The following is a 16,223-nucleotide window of genomic DNA, read 5'->3' as shown; positions in this document are numbered from 1 at the left end:
CAGAACCGCCATTTTAGCAGTCTCCGCCGCGCGCGGCCGGACTTGACCCTTGTCAATGCGGGGCCGTATGGCGCCGCGCACCATGGCGCCATTCCCACAGCTAGAAGGCGCTCCCCATGTCCCGCAAGACCCTCCCCCTGCTCGCCCTGGCCATCGCAGGCGTCCTCGCCGCTCCCGCCGCGCTCGCCCAGTCCGCGGGCGACTGGACGGTGGCGGTCGGCGCCCACCAGGTGAATCCGGATTCGGACAACGGCACCCTGGCCGCCGGCACCCTGCCGCTGGACATCGGTTCCAGCACCCGTCCGACCATCGCGTTCGAATACTTCGTGCGCGACAACCTGGGCCTGGAAGTGCTGGCGGCGCTGCCCTTCCAGCACGACATCAGCATCGACGGCCTGGGCCGCGTCGGCAGCACCCGGCACCTGCCGCCCACCGTGAGCCTGCAGTACCACTTCAACAGCGAGGGCAAGGTGTCGCCGCTGCTGGGCGTGGGCCTGAACTACACCACGTTCTTCAGCGAAGAGACCCGCGGCCCGCTCGCCGGCTCGAAGCTCGAACTCGACGACTCCTTCGGCCTGGCGCTGCACGCCGGCCTGGACTTCAAGGTCGGCGAGAAGGGCGCGATCCGCGTCGACGTGCGCTGGATGGACATCGACAGCGACGTGGCGCTCGACGGCGCGAAGCTGGGCACCGCGGAGATCGACCCGCTGGTCTACGGCGCCGCCTACGTCCTGCGCTTCTGATCCGCGCGGCGACGCCGGGGCGCATGCGGCTAGAATCGCCGCATGCGCCCTTACCGTGACCGCCCGATGATCCGTCTCCTCCCCACCCTTGCCCTCGCCTGTGCATTCGTCGCCGGCGATGCCTCCGCCTGGAGCGCCGAGGGCCACCGCATCGTGGCCCACGTCGCCGACGCCGGCCTCAGCCCGGCCGCGCGCGCCGAGGTCGAGCGCCTGCTGGCCGACGAAGCCGACCCGACCCTGGCCGGCGTCGCCACCTGGGCCGACGAGTTGCGCGACAACGATCCCGCACTGGGCAAGCGCTCGGCGAAGTGGCACTACATCAACTTCGACGGCCGCTGCGGCTTCGAGCCGCCGCGCGACTGCAAGGGCGACAACTGCATCGTCACCCAGACCAACCGGCTCTACCGCATCCTCGCGGACACCGATCGCGATCCCGCCGAGCGCACCATGGCGCTGAAGTTCCTGGTGCATTTCGTCGGCGACCTGCACCAGCCGATGCACGCCAGCCCGCGCGACGACAAGGGCGGCAACGATTACCAGGTCAACCTGCGCGGCGAAGGCACCAACCTGCACCGCATCTGGGACGGCACCATCATCGAGCGCCGCGGCCTGGCGGCGCTGGATTACGCCGAAGCACTGCTCGAGGCTCCGCTGTCGCCCGACCTGACCCTGCAGTCCGACCGGCCCGTGCTGGAGTGGGCCCTGGAATCCTGCCAGCTCGTTGAGGACGGCAAGGCCTACCCGGCCGAGGGCGTGCACGCGATCGACGAGGCCTTCCTCGACGAACGCCTGCCGCTGGCCGAGCAGCGCCTGCGCGAGGCCGGACTGCGCCTGGCGCAGCTGCTCAACCACGCGCTGGCGCCGCCGACACAGGCGCCGTGACCGGAGCCGCGCCCGCGGTCCATCCGTTCCACCACGCCGGCACCGGCACGCGGAGCCGCGTGGCCGCGGACGCCGGCATCGACCCGCTGGACGCGCCCTAGGCCCGCCCACCCGCAGGAGTCCCCGATGCCGTCCGCCTTCCGCTCCCTCGTCGCGCTCTGCGCCCTCCTTGCCGCATCGGCGGTCGCGCTGGCCGCGTCCGGCGACGCACGCGCGGCGGATGCGCCGCTGACCGTGTTCGCCGCCGCCAGCCTGAAGGAGTCGATGGACGAGGCCGCAGCCGCCTACCAGGTCGCAACCGGCCAGGCCGTGCGCGTGTCCTATGCCGCCAGCTCGGCGCTGGCTCGGCAGATCGAACAGGGCGCGCCGGCCGACGTCTTCGTCTCCGCCGACCTCGACTGGATGGACCGGCTGCAGGCCCGGACGCTGGTCGATGCCGGCTCGCGCAGCGAACTGCTGGGCAACCGGCTGGTGCTGGTCGCGCCGGCGTCGTCCGCAGCGCGGCCGGTCGCGCTGCGCAAGGGCCTCGACCTGCGCCCGCTGCTCGGCGAACGCGGGCGGATCGCGCTGGGCATGGTCGACAGCGTGCCCGCCGGCAAGTACGCCCGCGCGGCCTTCGAATCGCTGGGAATGTGGCAGGCGATCGAGCCGCGCGTGGCCGGCGTCGAGAACGTGCGCGCCGCGCTGATGCTGGTCGCGCGCGGCGAGGCGCCGCTGGGCGTGGTCTACGCCAGCGATGCCCGCGCGGAACCGCGCGTGCGCGTGCTGGCGACGTTCCCGGCGGACGCGCACCCGGAGATCGTGTATCCGGCGGCCCGGGTGGCGGCGAGCCGGCACCCGCATGCCGCCGGCTTCGTCGCGTGGCTGCAGCGGCCCGAGGCGCGCGCGATCTTCCTGCGCCACGGCTTCAGCCTGCGCTGAGGCGGACGACGCCAGCACGCCCCACCCCGCATGCCCGACTTCAGCCCCGCCGAACTCGCCGCGATCACGCTCAGCCTGAAGGTGGCCTGCGTGGCGGCGCTGGCCAGCCTGCCGCCCGGCATCGCCGTGGCCTGGCTGCTGGCGCGCCGGCGCTTTCCGGGCCAGGCGCTGCTGGACGCGCTGGTGCACCTGCCGCTGGTGCTGCCGCCGGTGGTGGTGGGCTATGCGCTGCTGGTGGTGTTCGGCAGCCAGGGCGCGGTCGGTGCCTTCCTCGCCGAACGCTTCGGCATCACCTTCGCGTTCCGCTGGACGGGCGCGGCGCTGGCCAGCGCGATCATGGGCTTCCCGCTGATGGTGCGCGCGATCCGGCTGTCGATCGAGGCCGTCGACCGCCGCCTGGAGCAGGCCGCCGCCACGCTCGGCGCCAGCCCCTGGCGTGTCTTCGCCACCGTCACCCTGCCGCTGGCCTGGCCCGGCATCGTGGCCGGCGGCGTGCTCGCCTTCGCCAAGGCGCTGGGCGAGTTCGGCGCCACCATCACCTTCGTGTCGAACATCCCCGGACAGACGCAGACGCTGTCGTCGGCGATCTACGAGCTGATGCAGGTGCCCGGCGGCGAGCTGGGCATCTGGCGGCTGGCGGCGGTGGCGGTGGCGATCTCGCTGGTCGCGCTGCTGGCCTCGGAGTGGCTGGTGCGGCGCCAGCACGGCCGCCGCGACGAGGGGGACGAGGCGTGAGGCGCGGGCCCGGCGGCAGGTCCGGCCATGTCGCCGCGATGGGCGCGGCGGCGGACGGAGGAGCGCCATGCTGAGCCTCGACGTGCAGCTCAGGCGCGGCCGCTTCGAGCGGCACGTCCGCATCGAGGACGCCGCGCGCGTGGTCGCGCTCACCGGGCCTTCGGGCGCCGGCAAGACCACCGTGCTCAACGCGATCGCCGGGCTGGTGCGCCCGCGGGCCGGTCACATCGAGGTCGACGGACGCGTGCTGTTCGACAGCGCGCGCGGCATCGACCTGCCCGCGCACCGCCGCCGCGTGGGCTACGTGTTCCAGGACGCGCGCCTGTTCCCGCACCTGGACGTGCGCGGCAACCTGCTCTACGGCCGCCACGCGGCGGCGGACGGCCCGCGCTTCGAGCCCGGCACCGTGGTCGCCCTGCTCGGCATCGAGGCCCTGCTCGCGCGGCCCACGGCCAACCTGTCCGGTGGCGAGGCGCAGCGCGTGGCCATCGGCCGTGCACTGCTGTCGCAGCCGGCGATCCTGCTGTTCGACGAGCCGCTGTCGGCGCTCGACCAGGCGCGGCGCAAGGAGCTGATCCCGTACCTGCAGCGCGTGCGCGACGAGGTGCGCTTGCCGATGCTCTACGTCAGCCACCACGCCGAAGAGGTGCAGCAGCTGGCGGAGGCCACGCACCGGCTCGACTGAGCATCCGTCGCCGGCGGCGGATGCCTTCGGGCGCACCGCGGGGTCTCACCGCCGCGGCGCGCTCGATTGGAGCAAAGACTTGCCGCGGACCACGCGGATTTCGCGGATTCACGCGGATCCGGCCGAGGCAGGATTGCTGCTGAAAAACCATTGAAAGGGCTTTGCCGGCCAGCGCGTGGTGGCGGAACTGGCCTCGGCCGGATCCGCGTAATCCGCGTAAATCCGCGAAATCCGTGGCCAGACGCTTTCAAACCAGGCCTCAGGCTTCGCCCAGCGCCTCCAGCCCCTCGATACGCCCACCCGCGACCGCGGCCGCGATGGTGGCGTCCGGCCCTTCGACATCGATGCCGTTGGCCGCGTACCACTCCGGTGCGTAGTAACTGTGGGCGTAGCGTTCGCCGCTGTCGCAGAGGATGGTCACGATGGAGCCGCTGCGGCCTGCGTCGGCCATGCGTCGCGCCGCGTGCAGCACGCCGACGAAGTTGGTGCCGGTGGAACCGCCCACTCGGCGGCCGAGCGTCGCGCTGACGTGGCGCATCGCCGCCAGCGCCAGCGCGTCGGGCACCTTGACCATGCCGTCGATGCAGCTGGGGATGAAGCTCGGCTCCACCCGCGGCCGGCCGATGCCTTCCACGCGCGAGCCGCAGGGATGGGTGAAGCCGCGCCAGGGATCGCCGCCCAGCGCCGCGCGGTAGGCGTCGTGGAAGACGGACTCCTGCGGGTCGGCGCAGAGCACGCGGGTGTCGTGGCGGCGGTAGCGCGCATAGCGGCCCAGCGTGGCCGCGGTGCCGCCGGTGCCGGGGCTGCAGACGATCCAGGCCGGCACCGGGTGCGGCTCCTCGGCCATCTGCCGGTAGATCGATTCGGCGATGTTGTTGTTCGCGCGCCAGTCGGTCGCGCGCTCGGCGTAGGTGAACTGGTCCATGAAGTGGCCGCCGGTCTCCGCGGCCACGCGGTGCGATTCGGCGTCGAGGTCGCAGGCGCGCTCGACCAGGTGGCAGCGGCCGCCGTGGAACTCGATCGCGGCGATCTTCTCCGGCGAGGTGCTGGCCGGGATCACCGCGATGAAGGGCAGCCCGAGCAGGCGCGCGAAATAGGCCTCCGACACCGCGGTCGAACCGCTGGACGCCTCCACCACCGGCCGGCCCTCGCGCAGCCAGCCGTTGGCCAGCGCGTACAGGAACAGCGAGCGTGCCAGCCGGTGCTTCAGGCTGCCGGTGGGGTGGCTGGACTCGTCCTTCAGGTAGACGTCGATGCCCGCGTAGCCAGGCAGCGGCATCGGGATCAGGTGCGTGTCGGCCGAGCGGTTGAAGTCCGCCTCGATGGTATGGATGGCATGCGCCACCCACTCGCGCTGCGCCATGTCGCCCGTCCTCCCCGCGCGCCTTACAGCGCGCGGGCGGCGTCGACCACCGCCTCGACCGTGAAGCCGAAGTGCGGGAACAGCACCTCCGCCGGCGCGCTGGCGCCGAAGCGGTCGATGCCGACCACCGCGCCGTCGAGTCCGACGTACTTGCGCCAGAAGTCGCTGATGCCGGCTTCGATGGCGACGCGCTTGCGGCAGGCGTCGGGCAGCACGGATTCGCGGTACGCGACGTCCTGGCGGTCGAAGACGTCGGTCGAGGGCATCGACACCACGCGCACGGTATCACCAAGCTGCGCGGCGGCGTCCATCGCCAGGCCGACTTCGGAGCCGGTGGCGATCAGGATGATCTCCGGCGCGCCGACCGAATCCTTCAGCACGTAGCCGCCGCGAGCGATCGCCGCCACCTGGGCGGCGTCACGCTGCTGCGGGGCCAGGTTCTGGCGCGAGAACACCAGGCAGCCAGGGCCGTCGCGGCGCTCGATTGCGGCCTTCCAGCACACGGCGGATTCGACCGCGTCGCAGGGACGCCAGACGTCGTTGCCCGGGATCGCGCGCAGGCTGGCCAGGTGCTCGATCGGCTGGTGGGTCGGGCCGTCCTCGCCCAGGCCGATGGAGTCGTGGGTGTAGACGTGGATCGCGTGCGCGCCCATCAGCGCGCTCATGCGCACGGCGTTGCGCGCGTAGTCGCTGAACACCAGGAAGGTGGCGTCGTAGGGAATGAAGCCGCCGTGCAGCGCCAGGCCGTTGGAGATCGCGGTCATCCCGAACTCGCGCACGCCGTAGTAGACGTAGTTGGCGTCGGGATCGTCACCGGCGACCGACTTGCTGCCGCTCCACAGCGTGAGGTTGGAGCCGGCGAGGTCGGCCGAGCCGCCGACGAGTTCGGGCAGGTGCGGCGCGAAGGCCTCGATCGCCATCTGCGAGGCCTTGCGCGAGGCGACCTTGGGGCTGTCGGCCTGCAGCTTCGCGATGTAGGCGTCGGCGGCGGCGGCGAAGCCTTCCGGCAGCTCGCCGTGCGAGCGGCGGGTCAGTTCCGCGGCCAGCTCGGGATGGCGCTGTGCATAGGCGTCGAACAGGCGGTTCCACTGGTCCTCGCGCACGGTGCCGGCGTTGTTGGCGCGCCAGCCGTCGTAGATGGCCGCGGGAATCTCGAAGTCGCCGTGTTCCCAGCCCAGCGCCTTGCGCGTGGCGGCGATCTCGTCACGCCCCAGCGGCGCGCCGTGCGATGACTCGCTGCCCGCCTTGGCCGGCGAACCGAAGCCGATCGTGGTGCGGCAGCAGACCAGCACCGGTTTGCTGTCGTCCTGCATGGCCTGGTCGATCGCGGACTTGATCGCCTTGGCGTCATGGCCGTCGACGCCGCGGATCACGCGCCAACCGTAGGCCTCGAAGCGCGCCGGGGTGTCGTCGGTGAACCAGCCCGCGACGTCGCCGTCGATCGAGATGCGGTTGTCGTCCCAGAACGCCACCAGCTTGCCCAGGCCCCAGGTGCCGGCCAGCGAGGCGGCCTCGTGGCTGATGCCCTCCATCAGGCAGCCGTCGCCCAGGAACACCCAGGTGCGGTGGTCGACCACGGCGAACTCGGGGCGGTTGAAGCGCTGCGCCAGCAGCTTCTCGGCCAGCGCGAAGCCGACGGCATTGGCGAAGCCCTGGCCCAGCGGCCCGGTGGTGGTCTCGACGCCGTCGGTGACGAAGTTCTCCGGGTGGCCCGGGGTGCGGAAGCCGAGCTGGCGGAAATTCTTCAGCTGCTCGATCGGCAGGTCGTAGCCGGCCAGGTGCAGCAGCGCGTACTGCAGCATCGAGCCGTGGCCGTTGGAGAGCACGAAGCGGTCGCGGTTGAACCACTTCGGGTTGCCCGGGTTGTGGTTCAGGTAGTCGTTCCACAGCACCTCGGCGATGTCGGCCATGCCCATGGGCATGCCGGGGTGGCCGGAGTTGGCCGCCTGGACGGCGTCCATGGCGAGGATGCGGATGGCGTTGGCGAGGTCGCGGCGGCTGGGGCTGGGGCTGGTCATGGGCTCTCGGGCGGGGCGGGCGGCGGGCGAAGCCGTCATTGTCCCATCCCCCGCCCGCGGAGTCTCCCGCCGCCACGCTGCGCCAGGCACCTTCCTGCAGGAGCAGCTACAGCTGCGACCGGGATCTCCAAAGGGACAGGCATCAAGCTGAACCGACGGATCCGGCCGTCAGCCGGCTGATCCGGTCGCAGCTTCAGCCAGCTGATCGGGTCGCAGCTGTAGCTGCCCCTACCGTGGAAGATCCGGTTCCAGCAGGGGCCCGGCCGGTTCCCGCAGGGAAGACGGCCGGGTTCAGGCCGCCGTTCCGGAGCTGTCGTCCGCCAGCTCCACCGGCGCGTCCACCTCGCCCTTGGACACGATCGCCGCGATGCCGAGGTCTCCGGTCACGTTCACCGTGGTCCGGCACATGTCGAGGAAGTGGTTCACGCCCAGGATCAGGCCGATGCCCTCCGGCGGCACGCCCACCATCGCGCAGATCAGGGCCACCACAGGCAGCGAGCCCGAGGGCACGCCGGCGGTGCCGATGCCGCCGAGGATGCAGACCAGCATCACCATGAACTGCTGGCCGAGCGTGAGATCCACGCCGAAGAACTGCGCCAGGAAGATCACCGTCACGCCTTCGAACAGCGCGGTGCCGTTCTGGTTGGCGGTGGCACCGATGGTCAGCACGAAGCGCGAGACCTTGTTCGGCAGGTGCAGGTCCTGGTCGGCCACCTTCAGCGCGGTCGGCAGCGTGGCGTTGCTCGACGCGGTGGAGAAGGCCATCAGCATCGCCTCCTGCACGCCCCTGAAGAACTTCACCGGCGAATAGCCGCCGACGAACTTCAGCGCCAGCGAGTACGTCACCAGCATGTGCAGCGCCAGCGCGCCCACCACCACCAGCACGAAGGCGCCCAGCCGCAACAGCAGGTCCCAGCCGAACAGCACGGCGAGGTTGAACATGAAGCAGAACACCGCCAGCGGCGCCAGGCGGATGATCAGCCCGATCAGGGTCATCGAGATCTCGAAGATGCCCTCGATGCCGCGGCGGAGCGTGCGGATCGGCGCCGTGTCCGGGCTCAGCACGATGCCGACGCCGAACATCAGCGCAAAGAACATCAGCGCCAGGATGTTGGCGTTGTTGGCGGCGGCGCCGACCACGTTCTGCGGCACGATGTCGAGCACCATCTGCATGCCGGTGGGCTGCGCGCCGCTGTCGCGGACGATGGCCGCAGTGCGCTCGGCGCCCTCGGCCAGCAGCTGCTGCGCCAGCACCGGGTCGACGCCGACGCCGGGCTTGAACACGTTCACCATCACCAGGCCGAGCAGCACCGCGATGCCCGACAGCACCACGGTCGCGACCAGGGTGCGCCAGCCGATGCGGCCGAGCGAGCGCACGTCACCCATCTCCGACACGCCCACCACCAGCGCCGAGAACAGCAGCGGCACGATCATCATGAAGATCAGGCTGAGGAACAGCGTCGAAAACGGCTGCGTGGCGTACTGGGTCAGGGCCTGCACCCAGCCGGCGTCGCGGCCGATCCCGTAGTGCACGAACAGGCCGAGCACGAGGCCGGCGACGAAGCCGATGGCGATCTTCCAGTGCAGCGGCATGCGCTGCCCGGCGGGCGCGGTCGGCTCGGTCATGCGGTCTTCCCCGGAACGGTGTGGACCGCGGAGCTTAGCAAAGCCGCACCAGCCGCCCTCAGCGCGGATAGTGCGGCGGCAGGAGCCCGTCGTCGCCGGCATCGCCGCCGTCAAGCCAGTCCGGACCACGCGCGAAGGCGGCGCGGACGGCCGCCCGCGCCTGCGCCGCACCGGCGCCGTCCTGGCCCCAGCGCGCGCGCTGCAGCCCAGCGATGGCCTCGCGCTGCGGACCCGGCGCGAGCCTGACCGACAGGGCGTCGAGGTCGGCGGCCGGGGGCGTCGCCAGCGCGCACAGCGCCTCCGCGACTTCGCCGAGGTCACCGGTGTCGAGCGCCCTGCGCAGCGCGGGCCCGTGGCTGCGGGAGGCGGCCGCGCCGTCCGGGCGTCGTCGCGCCGGCGCCACGGCAACCGCCCCCGTCGCGACGGCGAGCCCCCGCTGGCGCCACTGCAGCGCCCAGGCCAGGGTGACCAGCCACAGCAGCGCGAAGACCACCGTGGCCAGCGCCCAGCGGTGGACCGGCCCCTGCACGCCCGGCAGGCGTATCCAGGGCCCGGCATCACTCCCGGGGAGCGCGCCCGCGTCTTCCATGCCACCGCCGCCCGCCGCGGCGGCCACGTCGAGTTCGAGCGGCGCCACGGTCGCCGTCCGCGCGCGGTCGGCGCCGACGTCCCACCACGCCATCGTCGGCGCCTCGATGCGCAGCGGGCCCGCACGCGCGGGCAGGACCGAGAACCGGCGCACCATGCGCACGCGCGGGCGCCCGTCCTCGATGGTTTCATCGTGCTGCGCGGGCTCGGGGAAGACCTGCGCGCCCGCGTCGGCCACCAGCATCGGGGGTTCCAGCTGTGCCGCCGTGGCCCCGTCGGCGACCAGCTCGAGCTCCACGGTGAACGCATCGCCGGCGCGCGTGGCATCCGGTGTCTGCAGCCAGCGCAGCTGCAGCCCGTGCAGCGGCAGCCACGGACGCGGCGCGCCGTCGGGCACCGGCTGCACGTCGAGCGCAAGCGCCGGCCCGTCGGCCGACAGCGCGCGCTGGCCATCGCCGAACAGGTCGTCGAGCCAGCCGCCGACGCCGCGGCCGCGGAAGGTGGCGGCCGGCAGCGTGATCCGGCCGCTGCGCTCGGGGATCAGCAGGTAGCGCCGCTCCACCACCTGGAACCGGCGCCCGCCCACTTCACGCGTGTACTGCAGGTCGCTGCCGGCACGCTGCAGGCCCACGCCATCCACCGCGGGCTGGTCGAGCTGGCCGGAAAGCAGTTGCACCGAGTAGTACAGCCTGAGTCGCAGGCCGACCGCCTGCTGGACGTAGGGCGACGGATCGTCGACTTCGGCCTCGATGAAGGCGGGCCCGCGCGCACGCGCCTGCGCGACGCTGGCGGGAACCACGGTCAGCGTCACCGGCACCGTGCGTTCACTGCCCACGCGCAGCGCGGGAATCGCCAGGCGGCCCTCGCGCGCAGGCTGCAGCGCCACCGCGTACAGCGTGCGCGTCACCGGCTGCCCGTTGCGCGTCTCGAAGGACTGGCGGCTGCTGCGCTGTTCGATCCGGAAGTCCTGGTCCAGCGGGCCGTAGTCGGGCCGGCCGCCGCCGTCGGTCTCGATATTGAGCGTGACGGTCTCGCCAAGCTCGATACGGTCGCGATCGAGCCAGGCGCGGACCTCGGCCGCCGCCAGCTGCGGCGCAAGGACCAGCACCAGGGCGAGCAGCCAGTGAACGATGCCGCGGGACGTGGCGGACGGGTTCGGCATGGATCAGCGCTCCCCTGCGCGGCGGCGCAGGTGTTCGTTGCGGAAGCGCGCGCGCAGCAGCGCCCCCGGATCGTCGGGGACGCGCCGCAGCCATGCGGCGTTGGCCTGCTCGCGCTCGGCGGCGGCGGTCGACTCGCTCTGGCCGGCGACGTTCCGCGCGTCGTCGCCTCCGGCACCCTGACCCTCGGCTTCGGCGGCGTCGAGCGCGCGCTGCATGACCTCGCGCTGGGCGGCATCGGCCGCCTGCTGGCGGGCGCGGGCTTCGGCGTCCGGCTCCGCTTCGCCGGCCTGCGGCGGCGTGCCTTCGGCGCCGGTGTCCGGGCGCGGGGGCGGCTGCGGACCGGATGCGTCGCCGTCGGGCTCCTTGCCCGGATCGTCGTCAGGGGCGGCGTGGCCATCGTCGCCGCGATCGCCGGCATCTCGGCCGTCGCCGCGGCCACCCTCGCCCGCATCGGGGGCACTGTCGCCGCCGCGGCCACCGCCCGGCGGCGGCTCGCGCCGCATCGCGGCCTCCACCGCGGCCCGGTTGGCGAGGGCATCGGGCATTCCCGGCGACTGGCCAAGGGCGTCGTCGTAGGCGGCGATCGCCTCCTCGTAGCGGCCGGCGCGGGCCAGCGCATTGCCGCGGTTGTAGGCGGCATCGGCGCCGGGCAGCCCGGCGAAGCCGCGCGCGGCCGCGGCGAAATCACCGCGCCGGTACGCGGCCTCGGCCTCGGCGCTGCGGGCATGGGCGGTCTGGTCGGCCCGTCGCCAGGCGGTGGCGGCGGGCGCGTCGATGTCGTCCGCCGCGAGCGAGGGTGGCACCGGCAGCGCCAGGCACAGCGCCAGCACCGCCAGTACTCCGCCGCGCCGGAACGCCGGCAGCAGGAGCAGCATCGCCAGCGGCAACAGCCAGTAGCCGCCGTCCTCGCGCACCCGGCCCGCGCCCGCCACGGAGCCGCCACCCGCGCCGCCGGCCGCCTCCAGGCCGGCCAGGACCTGCGCCGGCGCCTCGTCCCAGCCGTGCACGCGCCCGCCGCCGGCGGCCGCCAGCGCGCGCAGCGACTCCGCATCAAGCGTGCTGCGGTGGATTTCACCGTCACGCCCGCGGTAGCCGGCGCCCGCCGCCGTACCCATGGCGAGCACCGACACGGTGTAGCCCCGCCCCGCGGCGCGCCCCGCCGCCCGCACCGCGGAGGCGTCGGCGGCGGGCGCCAGCAGCAGGATCCCGCCGCGCGCGTGGCCGGCCTGCCGCAGCAGGTCGGCGGCGAGGTCGATGGCGCGATCCGGACGCTGGCCATCGACGGGCATGACGTCGGGCGACAGCGCCTCCAGGAACACCGCCACGTTGGCCGGATCGGGCGTCAGCGGCGACACCACGTGGGCATCGTCGGCATAGGCCACCAGCGCCACGTCGCCGGCGTGCACGCGCAGCAGCGCGTCCAGGCGTGCCCGCGCCTGTGCCAGTCGCGACGGCTGCAGGTCGTTGGCGAGCGTGCTGCTGGACAGGTCGAGCGCCAGCACCAGCGCGCCACCACCCGCCTGCAGCGGCTGCGGCACCGTGCGCCAGGCCGGTCCGGCCAGCGCGACGATCGCGAGGCCCAGGCCGGCCAGCACGGCGATGCCCGCGAACGCGCCGCGCCGTGCGCCGCCCCCACGCTCGAGCAGGTGCGGCAGCAGGTGCGGGTCCACCGCCGAACGCCAGCCGCTGCGGTCGCGCGCACGCCGGCGCCACGCCAGCGCGATCACCGGCAGCAGCGCGAGCGCCAGCAGCCAGGCCGGACGGAGGAACTGCAGCTCGCCGAACGGCAGCGTCATCGTCCGCGCCTCCGCCACGCAAGCCCGGCCGCCATCAGGCCGCAGGCCAGCGCCAGGCCCAGCGGCCAGTGGTAGCGCTCCAGGCGCGGGCGAACGGCCTCGCCGCGCGTCTCCACGGGCTCGATGCGGTCGATCTCGCCGTAGATCTCCGCGAGGCTCGCGGTGTCGCGGGCGCGGAAGCTGCGTCCGCCGGTCGTATCGGCGATGCGCGCCAGCGCGGCCTCGTCGATCTCGCTGCCGCCCGAGGGCAGCCGGAAGCCGAACACCGACAGCTCCTCGCCGTCGCCGCCGAACGCGATGGTGTGGATGCGCACGCCGGAGTCGCGGGCGATGTCGGCGGCCTTCATCGGATCCAGCACGCCGGCGGTATTGACGCCGTCGGTGAGCAGCACCAGCACGCGCTCGCCGCCGCGCTGGGCCTGCAGCCGCTTCACGCCCAGCCCGATGGCGTCGCCGATGGCGGTCTCGCGCCCGGCCAGCGCGACCTGGGTGGCCATCAGCTGCTCGCGCACGGTCGCGAGGTCGGCGGTCGCCGGCGCCAGCACGTAGGCGCCACGGCCGAACACCAGCAGGCCGACGCGGTCGCCTTCGCGGCGATCGAGGAAGTCGGCGATCACGGCCTTGGCCGCGGCCAGCCGGTCCACCACCTCGTCGCCCACCAGCATGTCGCGCTCGCCCATGCTGGCCGAGAGGTCGACGGCGAGCATCAGCTCACGCGCGACCTGCGGCGGCTGCACGGCCTCGCCCCAGGCCATCGGGCGCGCGGCCGCGAGGCACAGCAGCGCCCAGCCGAGCCAGGCCAGCCAGGGCGTGCCCGGCGCGCGCACGCGCGGTCCTGCATCCGCCCCCGCCGCAAGTTCGGCCAGGCGTTCTGCCGACCACGGGACGCGCAGCGCGGCCCCCCCCGTGCGCACCGGCGGCAGCACGGCCGCCAGCAGCCAGGGCAGCGGCAGCGCCAGCAGCAGCCAGGGCCAGGCGAAACCCGCGAACGGTCCGAATGCGGCGGGCAGGTCCATCAGCGCCTGGCCATCCACTCGATGAAGCGCTCGCGCGCCGCGGCGCGCAGGTCGGCGACGTCGTCCAGGTCGAGGCCAGGGCGGTAGGCGCCTTCCAGCAGCAGCGCGCCGCGGGCGCCGTCGAAGCGGCGCACCTCGCGCCCCTGGTCGAGGAAGGCGAGCCAGTCCTGGCCCGCGAGATGATCGGCATCCGGATGGATGCGGCGTCCCGCACGGCGCAGCAGCGACGAGATCGCGGCGACGACCTCGTTGGCATCGGTGCCCGAGGTTTCCGCATCGAACAGCGCCAGCAGGCGACGGCGGCGGCGCAGACGCTGCAGCCGCCAGCCCAGCACCCCGAAGGCCAGCGCCAGCAGCGCGCCGGCCACCAGCCACCATCCCGGCGCCGGCGGCCACCACGACGGCGCCGTGGACAGGTGGAGATCGCGCAGGACGAGGCCGTCGACCATCAGCGCCGTCCCGCACCCGGTGCGGCAAGCCAGGCATCGCTCGGCGCGTTGCAGGGCAGCGCGATCGCCCGCACGCCGCGGGCGGCCAGCGCACTGATGGTCGTCGACACCTGGTTGGCGAACGCCTCCTGCCAGCGCCTGCGCTGGGCCGGGTCGGCGAGGTCGAGGTCGACACGGCGCGCGATGTCGCCGCCAGGCGCGGCGGGAGCGAAGCCGAAAAGTCCGCTGGGCGGCTCGGTCTCCAGCGGATCGGTCAGCAGCAGCACGTCCACCTGGTGGTGGGCGGCCAGCGCCGGCCAGCGCTCGTCGGGAATGGCCGCCACGCTCGCCGGATCGGCCAGCACCAGCAGCCGTGATCCGGGCCGCAGCAGGCGCCGCGCCTGACCGAGCGCGGCCTCGAGCCCGGCGTCGTCGTCCACGGGGCGCGCATACCACTGCGCCAGGGCGTCGAGCACGCGCAGCGCGCCGCGGGCGCCGGACGCCGCCGGCACCGGTGGCGCCGCGCGGCTGCCGCGCAGGGCGGCGATGCGGTCGCCCTCGGCCACCGCACGCCAGGCCGCGACCGCGCCGGCGCGCGCGGCCTGCACCGATTTGAACCGGACCCGCGTGCCGAAATAGAGCGCCGGCGCGGTGTCGCAGACCAGGAGCGTGGTGCGCTCGCGTTCGGCCTGGAACAGCTTGGTGTGCGGCTTGCCGGTGCGCGCGGTCACGCGCCAGTCGATGTGGCGGGCGTCGTCGCCGATCGCGTAGCCGCGCGACTCGGCGTACTCCATGCCGCGGCCGCGCAGCATCGAGGGAGCCTGCGCGCGCACCCCCGATGCACCGCGACGCACGCCGCCTCGCGCGTGCGCGAGGCCACGGAGCGCGATCAATTCGGCGAGCGTCGGCGCGACGCCTTCGGAGTGGCCACCACGCCCGTCTTCCGACGGCCCGGCGACTCCGGTGCCGCGCGCGGCCAGCGCGGCCGCGGCGCCGGGACGCTGCAGTCGCGCACCCAACGCGCGTGGCAGGCCCGCACGGGTCACGGCAGCGGCACCTGCTCCAGCAGGGCCTGCACCAGGCGCTCGCCGTCCCAGCCCTCGGCGGTCGCCTCGTAGCTCGGCAACACGCGATGGCGGAGCACGTCGGGCGCCATCGCGCGCACGTCGTCGGGCGTCACAAAATCCCGGCCCGCCAGCCAGGCATGCGCCCGCGCGCAGCGTTCCAGCGCGATCGACCCGCGCGGGCTCGCGCCCCAGGCGATGCGGCGTCCGAGCGCCTCGTCGTAGCGACCCGCATCCCGCGAGGCAAGCACGATCGCCACCAGGTAGCGTTCCACCGCCGGGGCCATGTGCAGCGCCAGCACCGCCGAGCGCGCCGCCATCACGTCGGCCTGGGGGATCCGCTGCGCGGGGACAGACGGAGCCTCGAGCGCCGCGATCGCGCGCTCCCGGGCCAGGCGCAGGATGGCTGTTTCCGCGTCGGCCTCAGGATAGCCGATCCGCACGTGCATCAGGAAGCGGTCGAGCTGGGCTTCGGGCAGCGGGAACGTGCCCTCCTGCTCGATCGGATTCTGCGTCGCCATCACCAGGAACAGCGCAGGCAGTGCATAGGTCTGGCGGCCGACGGTGACCTGGCGCTCGCCCATCGCCTCCAGCAACGCCGACTGCACCTTGGCCGGCGCGCGGTTGACCTCGTCGGCCAGCAGCAGCGAATGGAAGACGGGGCCCGGCAGGAACTCGAATCGCCCGTCCTGCGGGCGCCAGACCTCGGTGCCGGTCAGGTCGGCCGGCAGCAGGTCCGGCGTGAACTGCAGGCGCGCGAAGTCGGCCTCGACGCGTGCGGCCAGCGCGCGGATCGCGCTGGTCTTGGCCAGGCCCGGCGCGCCTTCGACCAGCAGGTGGCCGTCGGCAAGCAGCGCCACCAGCAGGCGCTCGACCAGGGCCGACTGGCCGATGATCTCGGCGGCGAGCGCGTCGCGCAGGCCGGTGAACAGGCCATGCAAGCGGCTGCTCTCGTCAATCGGGATGTCCATGGCGTGCCTGTTGGCGGCGCGCGCTGCGCCGGAACCAGTTTGACCTGATCGGGCTGCATTGGTTCAAGCCCGGCGCCCGGCAACGTGGCGGCGAGGGAACGGAAACGAAGATGGGGCCCAAGGGCCCCATCCGCTAATTTACTTTCCATTAGCACCCAGCCCGATCATGGGCAAGTCTGCGTGACACGAGCCCCGCAGGACAGCGTCCCAGTCGCCGGATAAGT

General features: G+C 73.5%; 14 protein-coding genes. 5 read left to right on the top strand and 9 right to left on the bottom strand.

Annotation, left to right across the window (positions count from 1 at the left end; genetic code table 11):
* The first annotated feature begins 116 nt into the window (after positions 1-116).
* The 5 genes from IE168_RS12060 to IE168_RS12040 all read left to right on the top strand — a co-directional run bounded on the left by IE168_RS12060 (position 117) and on the right by IE168_RS12040 (position 3,966).
* Positions 117-743, top strand: coding sequence for an OmpW/AlkL family protein (locus IE168_RS12060; protein ID WP_189498562.1), 627 nt, complete (start codon positions 117-119; stop codon positions 741-743).
* A gap of 42 nt (positions 744-785) precedes the next feature.
* Complete coding sequence (locus IE168_RS12055; protein WP_189498560.1) at positions 786-1,625, top strand: S1/P1 nuclease; 840 nt, start codon at positions 786-788, stop codon at positions 1,623-1,625.
* Positions 1,626-1,751: 126 nt separating this feature from the next.
* Complete coding sequence (modA, locus tag IE168_RS12050) at positions 1,752-2,546, top strand: molybdate ABC transporter substrate-binding protein (protein ID WP_189498558.1); 795 nt, start codon at positions 1,752-1,754, stop codon at positions 2,544-2,546.
* Positions 2,547-2,576: 30 nt separating this feature from the next.
* Positions 2,577-3,281, top strand: a complete 705-nt coding sequence (modB, locus tag IE168_RS12045) for a molybdate ABC transporter permease subunit (protein ID WP_189498556.1) — start codon at positions 2,577-2,579, stop codon at positions 3,279-3,281.
* A gap of 67 nt (positions 3,282-3,348) precedes the next feature.
* On the top strand, positions 3,349-3,966 hold the full coding sequence (locus IE168_RS12040; protein ID WP_189498553.1) for a molybdenum ABC transporter ATP-binding protein: 618 nt from the start codon (positions 3,349-3,351) through the stop codon (positions 3,964-3,966).
* Between the two features lie 259 nt (positions 3,967-4,225).
* On the opposite strand, the gene IE168_RS12035 is transcribed toward IE168_RS12040, so the two are convergent.
* From IE168_RS12035 to IE168_RS11995, 9 genes are all read right to left on the bottom strand, one after another.
* Positions 4,226-5,329: a PLP-dependent cysteine synthase family protein gene (locus tag IE168_RS12035; RefSeq protein ID WP_189498552.1), complete on the bottom strand. Its 1,104-nt coding sequence runs from the start codon at positions 5,327-5,329 to the stop codon at positions 4,226-4,228.
* Positions 5,330-5,352: 23 nt separating this feature from the next.
* Positions 5,353-7,347, bottom strand: coding sequence for a transketolase (gene tkt, locus IE168_RS12030; RefSeq protein ID WP_189498550.1), 1,995 nt, complete (start codon positions 7,345-7,347; stop codon positions 5,353-5,355).
* A 291-nt stretch (positions 7,348-7,638) separates the two neighbouring features.
* Complete coding sequence (locus IE168_RS12025; protein WP_189498548.1) at positions 7,639-8,973, bottom strand: dicarboxylate/amino acid:cation symporter; 1,335 nt, start codon at positions 8,971-8,973, stop codon at positions 7,639-7,641.
* Between the two features lie 58 nt (positions 8,974-9,031).
* Positions 9,032-10,723, bottom strand: a complete 1,692-nt coding sequence (locus IE168_RS12020) for a BatD family protein (protein WP_189498546.1) — start codon at positions 10,721-10,723, stop codon at positions 9,032-9,034.
* Positions 10,724-10,726: 3 nt separating this feature from the next.
* Positions 10,727-12,520: a VWA domain-containing protein gene (locus IE168_RS12015; protein WP_189498544.1), complete on the bottom strand. Its 1,794-nt coding sequence runs from the start codon at positions 12,518-12,520 to the stop codon at positions 10,727-10,729.
* Positions 12,517-13,536, bottom strand: coding sequence for a vWA domain-containing protein (locus IE168_RS12010; RefSeq protein WP_189498541.1), 1,020 nt, complete (start codon positions 13,534-13,536; stop codon positions 12,517-12,519). Before IE168_RS12010 ends, IE168_RS12015 begins: the two co-directional genes overlap by 4 nt.
* Positions 13,536-13,985 carry a DUF4381 domain-containing protein gene (locus IE168_RS12005; RefSeq protein ID WP_189498539.1) on the bottom strand — a complete coding sequence of 150 codons (450 nt, stop codon included), beginning with the start codon at positions 13,983-13,985 and terminating at the stop codon, positions 13,536-13,538. Before IE168_RS12005 ends, IE168_RS12010 begins: the two co-directional genes overlap by 1 nt.
* Positions 13,985-14,944, bottom strand: coding sequence for a DUF58 domain-containing protein (locus IE168_RS12000; RefSeq protein WP_229823509.1), 960 nt, complete (start codon positions 14,942-14,944; stop codon positions 13,985-13,987). The genes IE168_RS12005 and IE168_RS12000 overlap by 1 nt, the downstream gene beginning before the upstream one ends.
* A gap of 62 nt (positions 14,945-15,006) precedes the next feature.
* Positions 15,007-15,999 (bottom strand): AAA family ATPase, encoded by a 993-nt coding sequence (locus tag IE168_RS11995; RefSeq protein ID WP_189498537.1) that lies wholly within the window; start codon positions 15,997-15,999, stop codon positions 15,007-15,009.
* Positions 16,000-16,223: the final 224 nt, after the last annotated feature.

The organism is Luteimonas padinae, from assembly GCF_014652935.1.
In the GTDB taxonomy this organism is placed as follows: domain Bacteria; phylum Pseudomonadota; class Gammaproteobacteria; order Xanthomonadales; family Xanthomonadaceae; genus Luteimonas; species Luteimonas padinae.
This window is presented reverse-complemented; position numbering and strand designations above follow the sequence as displayed.